Below are 21,770 nucleotides of genomic sequence, written 5' to 3'. Positions count from 1 at the left end.
GGGTGGGGTCTTGCGGTCTTTATCCGCTTATGTTAAACGCCGCAATGCTGACTGACGGCAGCCTGCTTTAATAGCGGCCATCTGTTTTTTGATTGGAAGCACTGCTTTTTAAGTGTAGTACTTTGGGCTATTTCGGCTGTTAGTTCATAAGAATTAAAAGCTGATATGGATAAGAAAGAGAAAATGCGTTGCACATGTTCACTGCTTATAAAGATTAGGGGAGGTATGACAATATGGAAATAACTTTTTACCCTTTAACGGATGCACAAAAACGAATTTGGTACACAGAAAAATTTTATCCTCACACGAGCATTTCAAATCTTGCAGGGATTGGCAAGCTGGTTTCAGCTGATGCGATTGATTATGTGCTTGTTGAGCAGGCGATTCAAGAGTTTATTCGCAGAAATGACGCCATGCGCCTTCGGTTGCGGTTAGATGAAAACGGAGAGCCTGTTCAATATATTAGCGAGTATCGGCCTGTTGATATAAAACATACTGACACTACTGAAGATCCGAATGCGATAGAGTTTATTTCACAATGGAGCCGGGAGGAAACGAAGAAACCTTTGCCGCTATACGATTGTGATTTGTTCCGTTTTTCCTTGTTCACCATAAAGGAAAATGAAGTGTGGTTTTACGCAAATGTTCATCACGTGATTTCTGATGGTATCTCCATGAATATTCTCGGGAATGCGATCATGCACATTTATTTAGAATTAGCCAGCGGCTCAGAGACAAAAGAAGGAATCTCGCATTCATTTATCGATCATGTTTTATCTGAACAGGAATATGCTCAATCGAAGCGGTTTGAAAAGGACAAGGCGTTTTGGAACAAACAATTTGAATCGGTGCCTGAACTTGTTTCCTTGAAACGGAATGCATCCGCAGGGGGAAGTTTAGATGCTGAGAGGTTCTCTAAAGATGTGCCTGAAGCGCTTCATCAGCAGATTCTGTCGTTTTGTGAGGCGAATAAAGTCAGTGTTCTTTCGGTATTTCAATCGCTGCTCGCCGCCTATTTGTACAGGGTCAGCGGCCAGAATGATGTTGTGACGGGAACCTTTATGGGCAACCGGACAAATGCGAAAGAGAAGCAGATGCTTGGCATGTTTGTTTCTACGGTTCCGCTTCGGACAAACATTGACGGCGGGCAGGCGTTTTCAGAATTTGTCAAAGACCGGATGAAGGATCTCATGAAGACACTCCGCCACCAAAAGTACCCGTATAATCTCCTGATCAACGATTTGCGTGAAACAAAGAGCTCTCTGACCAAGCTGTTCACGGTTTCTCTTGAATATCAAGTGATGCAGTGGCAGAAAGAAGAGGATCTTGCCTTTTTGACTGAGCCGATTTTCAGCGGCAGCGGATTAAATGATGTCTCAATTCATGTAAAGGATCGATGGGATACTGGGAAACTCACCATAGATTTTGATTACCGCACTGATTTATTTTCACGTGAAGAAATCAACATGATTTGTGAGCGCATGATTACAATGCTGGAGAACGCGTTAACGCATCCAGAACATACAATTGATGAATTAACGATGATTTCTGATGCGGAGAAAGAGAAGCTGCTTGCGAGGGCCGGCGGTAAATCTGTGAGCTACCGTAAGGACATGACGATCCCGGAACTGTTCCAAGAAAAGGCTGAGCAGCTTTCAGATCATCCAGCGGTTGTATTTGAAGGTCGTACATTGTCCTATCGAACGTTACATGAGCAATCTGCACGCATCGCCAATGTGCTGAAACAAAAAGGGGTTGGCCCGGACAGTCCTGTCGCGGTTTTGATTGAACGCTCTGAACGGATGATTACAGCTATCATGGGGATTTTAAAAGCCGGCGGAGCCTATGTGCCGATTGATCCGGGTTTTCCTGGTGAGCGCATTCAATATATTTTGGAGGACTGCGGGGCGGACTTCATCCTGACTGAATCGAAGGTTGCGGCGCCTGAAGCCGATGCTGAGCTGATTGACTTAGATCAGGCAATTGCAGAAGGTGCAGAAGAAAGCCTGAATGCAGATGTGAACGCTCGGAACCTTGCCTACATTATTTACACATCGGGAACAACCGGACGCCCGAAAGGCGTTATGATCGAGCATCGCCAGGTTCATCATTTGGTTGAATCTCTGCAGCAGACGATTTATCAAAGCGGCAGCCAAACCCTGCGGATGGCATTGCTTGCGCCGTTCCACTTTGATGCGTCAGTGAAGCAGATCTTCGCGTCGCTTCTTTTGGGCCAAACCCTTTATATCGTACCGAAGAAAACAGTGACGAACGGGGCCGCCCTTACTGCATATTATCGGAAGAACAGCATTGAGGCGACGGACGGAACACCGGCTCATTTGCAAATGCTGGCAGCAGCAGGCGATTTTGAAGGCCTAAAACTGAAGCACATGCTGATCGGAGGAGAAGGCCTGTCATCTGTTGTTGCGGACAAGCTGCTGAAGCTGTTTAAAGAAGCCGGCACAGCGCCGCGTTTGACTAATGTGTACGGGCCGACTGAAACGTGCGTTGACGCGTCTGTTCATCCGGTTATCCCTGAGAATGCAGTTCAATCAGCGTATGTGCCGATCGGGAAAGCGCTGGGGAATAACCGCTTATATATTTTGGATCAAAAAGGCCGGCTGCAGCCTGAAGGCGTGGCGGGTGAGCTTTATATCGCGGGAGACGGTGTGGGCCGAGGCTATTTACATTTGCCTGAATTAACGGAAGAGAAGTTTTTACAAGATCCATTCGTGCCGGGCGATCGCATGTACCGGACCGGGGACGTGGTGCGCTGGCTTCCAGATGGAACAATTGAATATTTAGGCAGAGAGGACGACCAGGTCAAAGTCCGCGGATACCGGATTGAGCTTGGGGAAATTGAAGCCGTGATTCAGCAGGCGCCAGACGTTGCAAAAGCCGTTGTTTTGGCACGCCCTGACGAGCAGGGAAACCTTGAGGTTTGCGCATATGTTGTGCAGAAGCCTGGAAGCGAATTTGCGCCAGCCGGCTTGAGGGAGCATGCGGCCAGACAGCTTCCTGACTATATGGTGCCGGCTTACTTTACAGAAGTGACAGAAATTCCGCTTACGCCAAGCGGCAAAGTCGACCGCCGCAAGCTGTTTGCACTAGAAGTGAAGGCTGTCAGCGGCACTGCCTATACAGCGCCTCGAAATGAGACTGAAAAAGCAATCGCAGCCATTTGGCAGGACGTGCTGAACGTTGAGAAGGCGGGGATCTTTGACAATTTCTTTGAAACTGGCGGACATTCATTGAAAGCCATGACCCTTTTAACAAAGATTCATAAGGAAACAGGCATTGAGATTCCGCTTCAATTTTTGTTTGAGCATCAGACGATTGCGGCTCTTGCAGAGGAAGCTGATCACAGAGAAAGCAAAGCTTTTGCGGTGATTGAACCTGCTGAAAAACAGGAGCATTACCCGCTTTCATTGGCACAGCAGCGAACATATATCGTCAGCCAGTTCGAGGATGCGGGAGTCGGCTACAACATGCCTGCGGCAGCAATTCTGGAAGGGCCTTTAGATATTCAAAAGCTGGAGCGCGCATTTCAGGGATTAATCCGACGCCACGAGTCATTGAGAACATCATTTGTTCTTGAAAACAGCACGCCGAGACAGAAAATTCACGATAGCGTTGATTTCAACATCGAAATGATTGAAAGAGGCGGCCGCTCAGATGAGGCAATTATGGCTTCGTTCGTTCGGACATTTGATTTGGCGAAAGCTCCGCTGTTCAGAATCGGTTTGCTGGGGCTTGAAGAGAACCGTCATATGCTGCTGTTTGACATGCACCATTTGATTTCTGACGGTGTATCCATTGGCATTATGCTGGAGGAGTTAGCACGCATTTATAAAGGCGAACAGCTTCCTGATCTTCGTCTCCAGTATAAGGACTACGCTGTATGGCAAAGCAGACAGGCTGCTGAAGGGTACAAGAAGGACCAGGCTTATTGGAAGGAAGTCTTTGCAGGCGAGCTCCCGGTGCTTCAGCTTCTGTCCGATTACCCAAGACCGCCTGTTCAAAGCTTTGAAGGGGATCGGGTGTCAATCAAGCTGGATGCGGGGGTAAAGGATCGCCTCAATCGTTTGGCTGAACAAAACGGCGCCACTTTATATATGGTGATGCTGTCCGCTTACTATACGCTTTTGTCAAAGTATACGGGGCAGGATGACATCATTGTCGGGACACCGTCAGCGGGCAGAAATCACTCCGATACAGAGGGCATTATCGGGATGTTCGTCAATACGCTTGCGATTCGCAGTGAGGTGAAGCAAGATGAGACGTTTACCCAATTGATCTCGCGTGTCCGCAAACGGATGCTGAATGCCTTTTCTCATCAGGACTATCCGTTTGAGTGGCTTGTTGAAGATTTGAACATCCCGCGTGATGTTAGCAGGCATCCGCTGTTTGACACGATGTTCAGCCTTCAAAATGCGACAGCAGGCATTCCGGCTGTCGGCGATCTGTCCTTGTCTGTTCATGAGACCAATTTCAAGATTGCCAAATTTGATTTGACCGTGCAGGCGAGAGAAACCGATGAAGGCATTGAGCTTGATTTGGATTACAGCACAAAGCTGTTTAAACAAAGCACGGCAGACAGGCTGCTTACGCATTTTGCGCGTTTGCTTGAAGATGCTGCGGCTGATCCGGAGAAGCCGATTTCCGAGTATAAGCTTCTTTCTGAAGAGGAGGCTGCTTCGCAAATTCAGCAGTTTAACCCGGGCAGAACACCTTATCCGAAAGACAAAACAATTGTTCAGCTGTTTGAGGAGCAAGCGGCGAATACGCCAGACCACACTGCGCTTCAATATGAAGGCGAATCACTCACTTATCGTGAACTGAATGAACGGGCCAATCGTTTAGCCCGCGGCATTCTTTCTCTTGGAGCTGGCGAAGGCAGGACAGCGGCTGTCTTATGCGAGCGGTCAATGGATATGATTGTGTCGATCTTGGCAGTATTAAAATCAGGTTCGGCTTATGTTCCGATTGATCCGGAACATCCGATTCAGCGGATGCAGCATTTCTTCCGTGACAGCGGAGCAAAGGTGCTTCTCACTCAGAGGAAATTAAAGGCTTTGGCGGAAGAAGCGGAATTTAAGGGCGTTATCGTGCTATCCGATGAGGAAGAAAGCTATCATGCCGATGCGCGAAATCTCGCACTGCCTCTTGATTCTGAAGCAATGGCCAACCTGACGTATACTTCTGGAACGACTGGAACACCTAAGGGGAATATCGTGACACATGCCAATATTCTCCGCACGGTGAAGGAAACGAATTATCTCAGCATTACAGAACAGGATACGATTCTCGGTCTTTCCAATTACGTGTTTGACGCGTTTATGTTCGATATGTTCGGCTCTTTGTTAAACGGAGCCAAGCTGGTGCTGATACCGAAGGAAACCGTTTTGGACATGGCTCGCCTGTCCCGCGTCATTGAACGGGAGAACATCAGCATTCTCATGATTACAACCGCTTTGTTCCACTTGCTTGTGGACTTGAATCCGGCATGCTTGTCAACGCTTCGCAAGATTATGTTTGGCGGGGAACGGGCTTCGGTTGAGCATGTCAGAAAAGCTTTGCAAACGGTTGGAAAGGGCAAGCTTCTTCACATGTATGGACCGTCTGAAAGCACGGTTTTCGCGACGTATCATCCGGTTGATGAATTGGAGGAGCACACGCTGTCTGTTCCGATTGGAAAACCGGTCAGCAATACGGAAGTATACATTCTTGACCGTACGGGACACGTGCAGCCTGCCGGGATTGCCGGAGAGCTTTGCGTCAGCGGCGAAGGACTCGTGAAAGGCTATTACAACCGTCCAGAACTGACTGAGGAGAAATTTGTTCCCCATCCGTTTACATCCGGCGAACGCATGTATAAAACGGGAGACCTTGCGAGATGGCTGCCGAATGGCGACATCGAATTTATCGGGCGAATCGACCATCAGGTGAAGATTCGCGGACAGCGCATCGAGCTTGGAGAAATCGAACATCAGCTGCAAACCCATGATCGTGTTCAGGAAAGTGTTGTGCTTGCCGTTGATCAAGGAGCGGGAGATAAACTGTTGTGTGCTTACTATGTCGGAGAGGGAGACATCTCATCACAAGAGATGAGAGAGCATGCTGCGAAGGACTTGCCGGCATATATGGTTCCTGCGGTGTTTATCCAAATGGACGAGCTGCCGCTGACAGGGAACGGAAAAATTGACCGGAGAGCGCTGCCGATTCCTGATGCCAACGTTTCAAGAGGTGTTTCATATGTTGCGCCACGCAATGGAACGGAACAAAAAGTCGCGGACATTTGGGCACAGGTACTTCAGGCAGAACAAGTCGGCGCTTATGACCACTTCTTTGACATTGGCGGACATTCATTAGCAGGCATGAAGATGCTTGCCTTGGTTCATCAGGAACTGGGCGTTGAGCTGTCACTCAAGGATCTCTTCCAGTCACCGACGGTTGAGGGCTTGGCACAGGTGATTGCCTCCGCTGAAAAAGGGACAGCCGCAAGTATCAGCCCGGCAGAGAAACAAGATACGTATCCTGTTTCTTCACCGCAAAAACGGATGTACGTGCTTCAGCAGCTTGAGGATGCGCAAACGAGCTATAACATGCCGGCGGTTCTGCGCCTGACAGGTGAGCTTGATGTTGAAAGGCTTAACAGCGTCATGCAGCAGTTAATGCAGCGTCATGAAGCCTTGAGAACCACGTTTGAAATAAAAGATGGAGAAACGGTGCAGCGGATCTGGGAAAAGGCTGAGTGTGAGATAGCCTATTTCGAAGCCCCGGAAGAAGAGATAGAGCGGATCGTTTCTGAGTTTATTAAGCCTTTCAAAATCGACCAACTTCCACTGTTCAGAATAGGGCTTATCAAGCATTCAGACACTGAGCATGTGCTGCTGTTCGATATGCATCATATTATTTCTGATGGTGCATCTGTCGGTGTGCTGATTGAGGAGCTTTCAAAGCTGTACGACGGAGAAACCCTTGAGCCGCTCCGTATTCAATATAAGGATTATGCCGTGTGGCAGCAGCAGTTCATTCAGTCTGAGCTTTACAAGAAGCAAGAAGAGCATTGGCTGAAGGAGCTGGACGGAGAGCTGCCGGTGCTGACGCTTCCGACCGATTACAGTCGGCCTGCCGTTCAAACATTTGAGGGAGACCGCATTGCATTTTCATTAGAAGCAGGCAAAGCTGATGCTCTGCGCAGGCTTGCAAAAGAAACGGATTCCACGCTTTACATGGTGCTTCTGGCTTCATACAGTGCATTTTTATCAAAACTTAGCGGGCAAGACGATATCATCGTCGGTTCACCTGTGGCCGGACGATCTCAAGCGGACGTCAGCCGCGTCATCGGAATGTTCGTCAATACATTAGCGTTGCGCACGTATCCGAAGGGTGAAAAGACGTTTGCTGACTATCTTAACGAAGTGAAAGAAACGGCACTCAGCGCTTTTGATGCGCAGGATTACCCACTTGAGGATTTGATCGGAAATGTTCAGGTTCAGCGTGACACAAGCAGAAATCCGTTATTCGATGCAGTTTTTTCAATGCAAAATGCGAATATAAAGGATTTAACAATGAAAGGGATTCAGCTTGAGCCGCATCCGTTTGAACGGAAAACAGCCAAGTTTGACCTCACGCTGACGGCTGACGAAACCGACGGAGGGCTTACATTCGTACTCGAATACAATACAGCTCTGTTTAAGCAGGAAACGATTGAACGATGGAAGCAATATTGGATGGAGCTTTTAGATGCAGTTACTGGGAACCCGAACCAGCCGCTTTCCAGCCTGTCACTGGTCACTGAGACAGAAAAGCAAGCGCTTCTTGAGGCATGGAAGGGCAAAGCGCTGTCTGTGCCGACAGACAAAACGGTTCATCAGCTATTCGAAGAGACTGTCCAGTGCCACAAAGACCGCCCGGCTGTCACATACAACGGCCAGTCTTGGACGTACGGCGAGCTGAATGCGAAGGCAAACCGTCTCGCGCGGATTCTGATGGACTGCGGCATCAGCCCGGATGACCGCGTCGGCATTCTCATGAAGCCGTCGCTTGAAATGTCCGCCGCGGTGCTCGGCGTCTTGAAAGCCGGAGCGGCGTTTGTGCCGATTGATCCTGACTACCCGGATCAGCGGATTGAGTATATTTTACAGGACAGCGGCGCGAAGCTCCTCTTGAAACAGGAAGGCATTTCAGTGCCGGACAGCTATACGGGAGATGTCATTCTTCTCGACGGAAGCCGCACGATTCTAAGCCTGCCGCTTGATGAAAACGACGAGGGAAATCCAGAGACGGCTGTAACCGCGGAGAACTTGGCGTACATGATTTACACGTCTGGAACGACCGGACAGCCGAAGGGTGTCATGGTCGAGCACCATGCGCTTGTGAACCTGTGCTTCTGGCACCACGACGCGTTCAGCATGACAGTGGAGGACCGCAGTGCGAAGTACGCGGGCTTTGGGTTCGACGCTTCCATTTGGGAGATGTTCCCGACCTGGACGATCGGTGCTGAACTTCACGTCATTGATGAAGCGATCCGCCTCGATATCGTCCGCCTGAACGATTACTTCGAAACGAACGGCGTAACGATCACGTTCCTGCCGACACAGCTTGCGGAACAGTTCATGGAGCTTGAGAACACATCACTTCGCGTATTGCTCACTGGAGGAGACAAGCTGAAGCGGGCAGTGAAAAAGCCGTACACACTCGTCAACAACTACGGGCCGACAGAAAATACGGTCGTTGCCACGAGTACAGAAATCCATCCGGAGGAAGGCTCGCTTTCCATCGGAAGGGCCATTGCCAATACGAGAGTATACATTCTCGGCGAGGGCAATCAGGTGCAGCCGGAAGGCGTAGCCGGAGAGCTTTGCGTGGCGGGGCGCGGACTGGCACGAGGCTATCTGAATCGAGAAGACGAAACCGCGAAGCGGTTTGTCGCTGATCCGTTTGTGCCGGGTGAGCGCATGTACCGCACCGGCGATTTGGTGAAATGGACGGGCGGCGGCATCGAATACATCGGCCGGATCGACCAGCAGGTCAAGGTCCGCGGCTACCGGATCGAGCTTTCAGAAATTGAAGTCCAGCTCGCCCAGCTTTCTGAGGTGCAGGATGCGGCGGTAACAGCTGTCAAGGATAAAGGCGGCAATACAGCGATCGCGGCGTATGTCACCCCGGAAACAGCTGATATAGAAGCACTAAAATCAACACTAAAGGAAACCCTGCCGGATTACATGATCCCGGTGTTCTGGGTGACGCTGAACGAGCTTCCGGTTACGGCAAACGGCAAAGTCGACCGCAAAGCCTTGCCTGAGCCGGACATCGAAGCGGGAAGCGGAGAATACAAAGCGCCGACGACCGACATGGAAGAGCTGCTTGCCGGCATCTGGCAGGACGTGCTTGGAATGTCTGAAGTCGGTGTCACCGACAATTTCTTCTCGCTTGGCGGAGATTCCATCAAAGGAATTCAAATGGCGAGCCGCTTGAATCAGCACGGCTGGAAGCTGGAAATGAAAGATCTCTTCCAGCATCCGACGATCGAAGAGCTTACCCAATATGTAGAGCGTGCCGAAGGCAAACAGGCAGACCAAGGCCCGGTGGAGGGCGAAGTCATCCTGACGCCGATCCAGCGCTGGTTCTTTGAAAAGAACTTCACGAACAAGCACCACTGGAACCAATCTGTGATGCTTCACGCGAAGAAGGGCTTTGACCCTGAACGGGTGGAGAAAACATTGCAGGCGCTGATCGAGCATCATGACGCGCTCCGTATGGTCTATCGTGAGGGACTGGAAGACGTCATTCAATACAACAGAGGTCTTGAAGCTGCTTCAGCTCAATTGGAGGTCATCCAGATTGAGGGCCAAGCTGCAGATTACGAAGACCGTATAGAGAGAGAAGCAGAGCGTTTGCAAAGCAGCATCGACTTGCAGGAAGGCGGCTTGTTAAAAGCAGGCTTGTTCCAAGCGGAAGACGGAGACCACTTGCTTCTCGCCATTCACCACTTAGTGGTTGACGGCGTCTCGTGGCGGATTCTACTGGAGGATTTCGCCGCAGTATATACACAGCTTGAGCAAGGCAATGAACCGGTTCTCCCGCAGAAAACACATTCATTTGCAGAGTATGCAGAGAGATTGCAAGACTTCGCGAACTCCAAAGCCTTTTTGAAAGAAAAAGAGTATTGGAGACAGCTTGAAGAACAAGCTGTCGCGGCAAAGCTTCCGAAAGACCGCGAATCTGGTGATCAGCGAATGAAACATACAAAGACAATTGAATTCTCGCTGACTGCTGAAGAGACAGAACAGCTCACCACAAAGGTGCATGAGGCATATCACACAGAAATGAATGATATTTTGCTGACGGCATTCGGATTGGCAATGAAGGAGTGGACGGGTCAGGATCGAGTAAATGTTCATTTAGAGGGGCACGGACGTGAAGAAATCATAGAAGACCTGACCATTTCCCGCACAGTCGGCTGGTTTACAAGTATGTACCCAATGGTGCTCGATATGAAGCATGCGGATGATCTGGGCTACCAGCTGAAGCAAATGAAAGAAGATATCAGACATGTGCCGAATAAGGGAGTCGGATACGGCATTCTGCGCTATCTGACGGCATCGGAACATAAAGAAGATGTGGCGTTCTCGATTCAGCCGGATGTCAGCTTCAACTATTTAGGTCAGTTTGACGAAATGTCGGATGCAGGTTTGTTTACGAGATCAGAGCTGCCATCAGGACAGTCATTAAGCCCTGAAACAGAAAAACCGAATGCGCTGGATGTTGTCGGATATATCGAAAACGGAAAACTGACGATGTCACTGGCCTATCATTCTCTTGAATTTCATGAAAAAACAGTACAAACATTCAGTGACAGCTTTAAAGCGCATCTTCTCAGAATCATTGAACATTGCCTATCTCAAGACGGTACGGAACTGACCCCGAGTGATCTTGGTGACGACGATTTGACGCTGGATGAGCTGGATAAATTAATGGAAATTTTCTAATAGAGGTGGCATATGAGCAAAAAATCGATTCAAAAGGTGTACGCACTGACACCAATGCAGGAGGGAATGCTGTATCATGCGATGCTTGATCCGCATTCTTCCTCGTACTTCACACAATTAGAGCTTGGGATTCACGGCGCTTTTGATCTTGAAATCTTTGAGAAAAGCGTCAATGAACTGATTCGGTCATACGATATTCTCCGTACGGTATTTGTGCATCAGCAGCTGCAAAAACCGCGTCAGGTCGTGTTAGCGGAACGCAAAACAAAGGTGCATTATGAGGATATCAGTCATGCAGACGAGAATCGCCAGAAGGAGCACATTGAGCGTTACAAACAAGACGTTCAGCGCCAAGGCTTTAACCTGGCAAAAGACATATTGTTCAAGGTGGCGGTTTTCCGCCTTGCTGCAGATCAGCTGTATCTTGTCTGGAGCAATCATCATATTATGATGGACGGCTGGAGCATGGGCGTCCTCATGAAAAGCCTGTTCCAAAACTATGAAGCGCTCAGAGCAGGCAGGACACCGGCAAACGGTCAGGGCAAGCCTTATTCCGATTACATCAAGTGGCTTGGAAAACAGGACAATGAAGAAGCGGAGAGCTACTGGAGCGAGCGCTTGGCGGGTTTTGAACAGCCAAGCGTGCTCCCGGGCCGCCTGCCTGTGAAAAAAGACGAATACGTCAATAAAGAATATTCATTTACATGGGACGAAACACTGGTTGCCCGTATTCAGCAAACCGCAAATCTCCATCAAGTGACAGGGCCTAACCTATTTCAGGCCGTTTGGGGCATTGTTCTCAGCAAATACAACTTTACGGATGATGTGGTCTTCGGAACGGTCGTCTCGGGACGACCGTCTGAAATCAACGGAATCGAAACGATGGCGGGGCTGTTTATCAACACCATTCCAGTGCGGGTGAAAGTTGAACGAGATGCTGCATTCGCTGATATTTTCACAGCTGTTCAGCAGCATGCAGTAGAGGCAGAGCGTTACGATTACGTGCCGCTCTATGAGATTCAAAAACGCTCAGCCCTTGATGGCAATCTCTTAAACCATCTGGTCGCGTTTGAAAATTATCCGCTTGATCAAGAGCTTGAAAACGGCAGCATGGAAGACCGCCTCGGGTTTTCGATTAAGGTAGAAAGCGCATTTGAACAAACGAGCTTCGATTTCAACCTGATTGTGTATCCAGGCAAAACATGGACCGTCAAAATTAAATATAACGGAGCCGCCTTTGATTCCGCTTTTATCGAACGGACAGCGGAGCACCTTACCCGCATGATGGAAGCAGCTGTCGATCAGCCGGCCGCTTTTGTGCGTGAGTACGGGCTTGTGGGAGACGAAGAGCAGCGTCAAATTGTCGAGGTGTTTAACAGCACGAAAGCCGAACTCCCTGAAGGAATGGCTATTCATCAGGTGTTTGAAGAGCAAGCAAAACGGACGCCGGCGAGCACCGCCGTCGTATATGAAGGAACCGTGCTGACGTACCGCGAGCTGAATGCAGCGGCTAACCGTCTGGCGAGAAAGCTTGTCGAACAAGGCCTTCAAAAAGGGGAAACAGCAGCGATTATGAACGATCGCTCAGTAGAAACCGTTGTCGGCATGCTGGCTGTGTTAAAAGCAGGCGCCGCATATGTGCCGCTTGATCCAGCGCTTCCGGGGGATCGTCTTCGTTTCATGGCAGAGGACAGCTCCGTTCGAATGGTTTTGACCGGAAATTCTTATACAGGGCAGGCACATCAGCTGCAGGTGCCAGTTCTTACCCTGGACATAGGCATTGAAGATGGCGAAGCTGACAATCTCAACCTGCCATCCGCCCCGTCTGATTTGGCGTACATCATGTACACATCCGGTTCAACGGGCAAACCGAAAGGCGTCATGATCGAACATAAAAGCATTCTGCGCCTCGTCAAAAATGCCGGGTACGTTCCTGTTACTGAAGAGGACCGCATGGCGCAAACGGGAGCTGTCAGCTTTGATGCCGGAACGTTTGAGGTATTCGGCGCACTGCTGAATGGCGCAGCGCTTTATCCGGTCAAAAAAGAGACGCTGCTTGATGCGAAACAATTTGCTGCATTCCTGCGTGAGCAAAGCATCACAACCATGTGGCTGACATCACCTTTATTCAACCAGCTTGCTGCAAAGGATGCGGGTATGTTCGGCACACTGCGCCATTTAATCATCGGCGGAGACGCCCTTGTCCCGCATATTGTCAGCAAAGTAAAACAGGCATCGCCGTCGCTTTCATTGTGGAACGGATACGGCCCGACAGAAAACACGACATTTTCAACCAGTTTTCTGATCGACCGCGAGTATGGCGGCTCTATCCCAATCGGGAAGCCGATCGGTAATTCCACTGCCTACATCCTGGATGAGCAGCAATGCCTGCAGCCAATCGGCGCGCCTGGTGAGCTTTGCGTAGGCGGAATCGGTGTAGCGCGTGGGTATGTCAATCTCCCTGAGCTGACAGAGAAGCAATTTCTCGAAGATCCGTTCAGACCGGGTGAGAGAATTTATCGCACTGGTGACTTGGCAAGATGGCTGCCGGACGGCAATATTGAATTTTTAGGCAGAATCGACAACCAAGTGAAGGTGCGCGGCTTCCGAATTGAGCTTGGCGAAATTGAAACAAAACTGAACATGGCTGAGCATGTGACAGAGGCTGCGGTGATCATCCGCAAGAACAAAGCAGATGAAAATGAAATTTGCGCGTACTTCACGGCGGATCGTGAAGTGGCTGTGAGTGAGCTGAGAAAAACACTGTCTCAGTCTTTGCCTGACTATATGGTCCCTGCCCACCTGATTCAAATGGACAGCCTGCCGCTCACGCCAAACGGGAAAATCAACAAAAAAGAACTGCCTGCACCGCAATCAGAAGCCGTGCAGCCGGAATACGCAGCACCAGAAACAGAGAGTGAAAAGAAATTAGCGGAGATCTGGGAAGGAATACTCGGCGTCAGAGCAGGCGTTACCGATAACTTCTTTATGATCGGCGGCCATTCTTTGAAAGCGATGATGATGACGGCGAAAATCCAAGAGCATTTTCATAAGGAAGTTCCGATAAAAGTGCTTTTTGAAAAGCCGACTATTCAAGAACTGGCACTGTATTTGGAAGAGAACGAAAGCAAGGAGGAGCAGACGTTTGAACCGATCAGGCAAGCATCTTATCAGCAGCATTATCCTGTATCCCCGGCCCAGCGGAGAATGTATATCCTCAATCAGCTTGGACAAGCAAACACAAGCTACAACGTCCCCGCTGTACTTCTGCTGGAGGGAGAAGTAGATAAAGACCGGCTTGAAAACGCGATTCAGCAATTAATCAACCGGCACGAAATCCTCCGTACATCGTTTGACATGATCGACGGAGAGGTTGTGCAAACCGTTCATAAAAACATATCGTTCCAGCTGGAGGCTGCCAAGGGACGGGAAGAAGACGCGGAAGAGATAATCAAAGCATTTGTTCAGCCGTTTGAATTAAACCGCGCGCCGCTCGTCCGTTCGAAGCTTGTCCAGCTGGAAGAAAAACGCCACCTACTGCTCATTGATATGCATCATATTATTACTGACGGCAGTTCAACAGGCATTCTAATCGGTGATCTTGCCAAAATATATCAAGGCGCTGATCTGGAACTGCCACAAATTCACTATAAAGATTACGCAGTTTGGCACAAAGAACAAACTGATTATCAAAAAGATGAGGAATATTGGCTCGATGTTTTTAAAGGCGAACTGCCAATACTGGATCTTCCCGCGGATTTCGAGCGGCCTGCTGAACGGAGCTTTGCGGGAGAGCGCGTGATGTTTGGGCTTGATAAGCAAATCACGGCTCAAATCAAATCGCTCATGGCAGAAACAGATACGACAATGTACATGTTTTTGCTGGCGGCGTTCAATGTACTCCTTTCCAAGTACGCGTCACAGGATGATATCATTGTCGGCTCTCCGACAGCTGGCAGAACACATCCTGATCTGCAAGGTGTGCCGGGTATGTTTGTCAACACGGTGGCACTCAGAACGGCACCAGCGGGAGATAAAACCTTCGCGCAATTCCTTGAAGAGGTCAAAACAGCCAGCCTTCAAGCATTCGAGCACCAGAGCTATCCGCTTGAGGAGCTGATTGAAAAGCTTCCGCTTACAAGGGATACAAGCAGAAGTCCACTGTTCAGCGTGATGTTCAACATGCAGAATATGGAGATTCCTTCATTAAGATTAGGAGATTTGAAGATTTCCTCGTATTCCATGCTTCATCATGTTGCGAAATTTGATCTTTCCTTGGAAGCGGTCGAGCGTGAAGAGGATATCGGCCTAAGCTTTGACTATGCGACTGCCTTGTTTAAGGACGAGACGATCCGCCGCTGGAGCCGCCACTTTGTCAATATCATCAAAGCGGCCGCGGCTAATCCAAACGTTCGGCTGTCTGATGTAGATCTGCTTTCATCTGCAGAAACGGCTGCTTTGCTAGAAGAAAGACATATGACTCAAATTACCGAAGCAACCTTTGCTGCTCTTTTTGAAAAACAGGCCCAGCAAACACCTGACCATCCTGCGGTGAAGGCTGGCGGAAATCTGCTGACCTATCGCGAGCTTGATGAACAGGCGAACCAGCTGGCGCATCATCTTCGTGCCCAAGGGGCCGGAAATGAAGACATCGTCGCGATTGTTATGGACCGGTCAGCTGAAGTCATGGTATCCATTCTCGGTGTCATGAAGGCGGGGGCAGCTTTCCTTCCGATTGATCCTGATACACCTGAAGAACGAATCCGTTATTCATTAGAGGACAGCGGAGCAAAATTTGCGGTCGTGAATGAAAGAAACATGACGGCTATTGGGCAATATGAAGGGACAATCGTCAGCCTTGATGACGGTAAATGGAGAAATGAAAGCAAGGAGCGCCCATCATCCATTTCCGGGTCTCGCAAACTTGCATACGTCATTTATACGTCCGGTACGACCGGAAAGCCAAAGGGCGTGCAGATTGAGCATCGCAATCTGACAAACTATGTCTCTTGGTTTAGTGAAGAGGCGGGCCTGACGGAAAATGATAAGACTGTATTGCTTTCATCTTACGCATTTGACCTTGGCTATACGAGCATGTTCCCTGTACTTCTGGGCGGGGGCGAGCTCCATATCGTCCAGAAGGAAACCTATACGGCGCCGGATGAAATAGCGCACTATATCAAGGAGCATGGGATCACATATATCAAACTGACACCGTCTCTGTTCCATACAATAGTGAACACCGCCAGTTTTGCAAAAGATGCGAACTTTGAATCCTTGCGCTTGATCGTCTTGGGAGGAGAAAAAATCATCCCGACTGATGTTCTCGCCTTCCGTAAGATGTATGGACATACCGAATTTATCAATCACTACGGCCCGACAGAAGCAACGATCGGCGCCATCGCCGGGCGGGTTGATCTGTCTGAGCCGGACGCATTTGCGAAACGCCCGACAATCGGACGGCCGATTGCGAATGCCGGCGCGCTTGTCTTAAATGAAGCATTGAAGCTTGTGCCGCCGGGAGCGAGCGGACAGCTCTATATTACGGGACAGGGGCTTGCGAGAGGATATCTCAACCGGCCTCAGCTGACAGCCGAGAGATTTGTGGAAAATCCATATACGCCGGGCAGTCTCATGTACAAAACCGGAGATGTCGTACGGAGACTTTCTGACGGTACGCTTACATTTATCGGCCGGGCTGATGATCAAGTGAAAATCCGCGGCTACCGCATTGAGCCGAAAGAAATTGAAACGGTCATGCTCAGCCTCAGCGGTATTCAAGAAGCGGTTGTGCTGGCGGTTTCCGAGGGCGGTCTTCCAGAGCTTTGCGCGTATTATACGTCGGATCAAGCTATTGAAAAAGCAGATCTCCGGAACCAGCTTTCACAAACACTGCCGTCTCATATGATTCCTGCTTTCTTTGTGCAGGTTGACGCGATTCCGCTGACGGCAAACGGAAAAACCGACAGAAACGCTTTGCCGAAGCCGAACGCGGCACAATCCGGAGGCAAGGCCTTGGCCGCACCGGAGACAGCGCTTGAAGAAAGCTTATGCCGCATTTGGCAGAAAACGCTTGGCATAGAAGCCATCGGCATTGACGACAATTTTTTCGATTTAGGCGGCCATTCATTAAAAGGGATGATGCTGATTGCCAACATTCAGGCGGAATTGGAGAAAAGCGTACCGCTTAAAGCACTGTTCGAGCAGCCGACTGTTCGCCAGCTGGCGGCTTATATGGAGGCGTCTGCTGTTTCAGGCGGCCATCAAGTCCTCAAACCGGCTGACAAGCAGGATATGTATCCATTGTCATCCGCACAGAAACGGATGTACGTGCTCAATCAGCTTGACCGCCAGACGATAAGCTACAACATGCCATCTGTTCTTCTAATGGAAGGAGAGCTTGATATTTCGTGCCTGCGCGATTCACTCAATCAGCTTGTGAACCGTCACGAATCATTGCGGACGTCATTTATGGAAGCTAATGGTGAGCCTGTTCAGCGCATCATTGAGAAGGCGGAGGTTGATCTTCATGTGTTTGAAGCCAAAGAAGACGAAGCGGACCAAAAGATTAAGGAATTTATCCGGCCATTCGACTTAAACGACGCACCGCTCATTCGCGCAGCTTTGCTTCGAATAGAAGCGAAAAAACATTTGCTGCTTTTAGATATGCATCATATCATCGCAGACGGCGTCTCAAGAGGCATTTTTGTAAAAGAATTGGCGCTGCTTTATAAAGGAGAGCAGCTTCCGGAGCCGGCGCTTCATTATAAAGATTTCGCCGTTTGGCAACATGAAGCTGAGCAAAAAGAACGGATGAAGGAGCATGAGGCGTACTGGATGTCAGTTCTTTCAGGCGAGCTGCCAGAGCTTGATCTCCCGCTCGATTACGCCCGTCCGCCTGTGCAAAGCTTTAAAGGAGATACGATCCGTTTCCGTACGGGAAGTGAGACGGCAAAGGCGGTAGAAAAACTGCTTGCGGAAACCGGAACGACCTTGCACATGGTGCTCCATGCTGTTTTCCACGTCTTTTTAAGCAAAATTTCCGGACAGCGGGATATCGTCATCGGCTCCGTTACTGCCGGCCGGACGAATGCTGATGTTCAGGACATGCCGGGAATGTTCGTCAATACACTTGCCCTGAGAATGGAAGCGAAAGAACAGCAAACATTTGCGGAGCTTTTGGAGCAAGCAAAGCAGACGAACCTGTCAGCGCTTGAGCATCAGGAGTATCCGTTTGAAGATCTGGTTAATCAGCTTGATCTCCCTCGGGATATGAGCCGAAACCCATTGTTTAATGTGATGGTGACGACAGAAAACCCTGATAAAGAACAGCTTACATTGCAAAATCTGAGCATTTCACCTTATGAGGCTCATCAGGGAACTTCTAAGTTTGATCTGACACTGGGCGGATTTACTGATGAAAATGGCATTGGCTTGCAGCTCGAATATGCGACAGATCTGTTCGCGAAAGAAACAGCTGAAAAATGGAGCGAATACGTTCTGCGGCTACTAAAGGCTGTTGCGGATAACCCGAACCAGCCGCTTTCCAGCCTGTCACTGGTCACCGAGACAGAAAAACAAGCACTTCTTGAGGCATGGAAGGGCAAAGCGCTGGCTGTGCCGACAGACAAAACAGTTCATCAGCTATTCGAAGAGACTGTCCAGCGCCACAAAGACCGCCCGGCTGTCACATACAACGGCCAGTCTTGGACGTACGGTGAGCTGAATGCGAAGGCGAATCGTCTCGCGCGGATTCTGATGGACTGCGGCATCAGCCCGGATGACCGCGTCGGCATTCTCACGAAGCCGTCGCTTGAAATGTCCGCCGCGGTGCTCGGCGTCTTGAAAGCCGGAGCGGCGTTTGTGCCGATTGATCCTGACTACCCGGATCAGCGGATTGAGTATATTTTACAGGACAGCGGCGCGAAGCTTCTCTTGAAACAGGAAGGCATTTCAGTGCCGGACAGCTTTACGGGAGATGTCATTCTTCTCGACGGAAGCCGCACGATTCTAAGCCTGCCGCTTGATGAAAACGACGAGGGAAATCCAGAAACCGCTGTAACCGCGGAGAACTTGGCGTACATGATTTACACGTCTGGAACGACCGGACAGCCGAAGGGTGTCATGGTTGAGCACCATGCGCTTGTGAACCTGTGCTTCTGGCACCACGACGCGTTCAGCATGACAGCGGAGGACCGCAGTGCGAAGTACGCGGGCTTTGGGTTCGACGCTTCCATTTGGGAGATGTTCCCGACTTGGACGATCGGCGCTGAGCTTCACGTCATTGATGAAGCGATCCGCCTCGATATCGTCCGCCTGAACGATTATTTTGAAACGAACGGCGTAACGATCACGTTCCTGCCGACACAGCTTGCGGAACAGTTCATGGAGCTTGAGAACACATCACTTCGCGTCCTCTTGACCGGAGGAGACAAGCTGAAGCGCGCAGTGAAAAAGCCGTACACACTCGTCAATAACTACGGGCCGACAGAAAATACGGTCGTTGCCACAAGCGCAGAAATCCATCCGGAGGAAGGCTCGCTTTCCATCGGAAGGGCCATTGCCAATACGAGAGTATACATTCTCGGCGAGGGCAATCAGGTGCAGCCGGAAGGCGTAGCCGGAGAGCTTTGCGTGGCGGGGCGCGGACTGGCACGAGGCTATCTGAATCGAGAAGACGAAACCGCGAAGCGGTTTGTCGCTGATCCGTTTGTGCCGGGTGAGCGCATGTACCGCACCGGCGATTTGGTGAAATGGACGGGCAGCGGCATCGAATACATCGGCCGGATCGACCAGCAGGTCAAGGTCCGCGGCTACCGGATCGAGCTCTCAGAAATTGAAGTCCAACTCGCCCAGCTTTCTGAGGTACAGGATGCGGCAGTGACAGCTGTCAAGGATAAAGGTGGCAATACAGCAATCGCGGCGTATGTCACACCGGAAACAGCTGACATAGAAGCACTGAAATCAGCACTAAAGGAAACCCTGCCGGATTACATGATCCCGGCGTTCTGGGTGACGCTGAACGAGCTTCCGGTTACGGCAAACGGCAAGGTGGACCGCAAAGCCTTGCCTGAGCCGGACATCGAAGCGGGAAGCGGAGAATACAAAGCGCCGACGACCGACATGGAAGAGCTGCTTGCCGGCATCTGGCAGGACGTGCTTGGAATGCCTGAAGTCGGTGTCACCGACAATTTCTTCTCGCTTGGCGGAGATTCCATCAAAGGAATTCAAATGGCGAGCCGCTTGAATCAGCACGGCTGGAAGCTGGAAATGAAAGATCTCTTCCAGCATCCGACGATCGAAGAGCTTACCCAATATGTAGAGCGTGCCGAAGGCAAACAGGCAGACCAAGGCCCGGTAGAGGGCGAAGTCATCCTGACGCCGATCCAGCGCTGGTTCTTTGAAAAGAACTTCACGAACAAGCACCACTGGAACCAATCGGTGATGCTTCACGCCGCGAAGGGCTTTGACCCTGAACGGGTGGAGAAAACATTGCAGGCGCTGATCGAGCATCATGACGCGCTCCGCATGGTCTATCGTGAGGAAAACGGGGACATCGTTCAGGCGTATAAACCGATCGGTGAGAGCAAGGTCAGCTTCGAAATCGTGGATCTGTACGGCTCTGATGAAGAGATGCTGAGAAGCCAGATTAAGATTCTCGCGAACAAGCTGCAAAGCAGTCTCGATCTGAGAACCGGGCCGCTTTTAAAGGCGGAGCAATATCGCACAGAAGCTGGGGATCACCTGCTCATTGCTGTACACCATCTCGTGGTCGACGGTGTGTCATGGCGGATTTTGCTTGAAGACTTTGCTTCAGGCTACATGCAGGCTGAGAAAGAAGAGAGCCTTGTCTTCCCGCAAAAAACAAACTCCTTCAAGGACTGGGCGGAAGAACTGGCGGCATTCAGCCAATCAGCGCATCTTTTACAGCAGGCTGAATACTGGTCGCAAATTGCCGCTGAACAGGTTTCTCCTTTACCGAAGGATTGTGAAACAGAGCAGCGGATCGTCAAGGATACATCATCCGTCCTATGTGAATTAACGGAAGAAGACACTAAGCATCTTTTAACAGATGTTCATCAGCCATATGGAACTGAAATCAACGATATTCTTCTCAGTGCGCTCGGTTTGACAATGAAAGAATGGACAAAGGGTGCCAAAATTGGCATTAACCTTGAGGGACACGGCCGGGAGGACATCATCCCGAATGTGAATATCTCCAGAACGGTCGGCTGGTTTACGGCACAATACCCTGTTGTGCTCGACATATCTGACGCAGATGCCTCGGCTGTGATCAAAACAGTCAAAGAAAACCTGCGCCGCATTCCCGACAAAGGTGTTGGCTACGGCATTCTTCGTTATTTCACAGAAACAGCGGAAACAAAGGGCTTCACACCGGAGATCAGCTTCAACTATTTGGGCCAATTCGACAGTGAAGTCAAAACCGATTTCTTTGAACCATCCGCTTTCGATATGGGGCGCCAAGTAAGCGGAGAATCAGAGGCGCTGTACGCTTTAAGCTTCAGCGGCATGATCAGAAACGGCCAGTTTGTGCTTTCCTGCTCCTACAATGAGAAGGAGTTTGAAAGAGCTACAGTCGAGGAGCAAATGGAACGGTTTAAAGAAAACCTCCTGATGCTAATCCGCCATTGCACGGAAAAAGAAGACAAGGAATTCACACCAAGCGACTTCAGCGCCGAAGACCTTGAAATGGACGAGATGGGAGATATCTTTGACATGCTTGAGGAGAATTTAAAATAAAACGCAAGGGAA

Annotated in this window: 2 protein-coding genes; both read left to right on the top strand. The window is 50.0% G+C overall.

From position 1 onward, the window contains the following. The first annotated feature begins 233 nt into the window (after positions 1 to 233). On the top strand, positions 234 to 10,997 hold the full coding sequence (gene srfAA / locus RAC86_RS12095) for a surfactin non-ribosomal peptide synthetase SrfAA (protein ID WP_377885674.1): 10,764 nt from the start codon (positions 234 to 236) through the stop codon (positions 10,995 to 10,997). A gap of 12 nt (positions 10,998 to 11,009) precedes the next feature. Then, entirely contained in the window at positions 11,010 to 21,758 is a 10,749-nt protein-coding gene (gene srfAB / locus RAC86_RS39430; RefSeq protein ID WP_483861763.1) for a surfactin non-ribosomal peptide synthetase SrfAB, read from the top strand. The last annotated feature ends 12 nt before the right edge of the window (positions 21,759 to 21,770 follow it).

It is taken from the genome of Bacillus sp. LR_5, from assembly GCF_042709275.1.
Note: the sequence above shows the minus strand (reverse complement) of the source record. Positions and strands in the feature narration are given on the sequence as shown.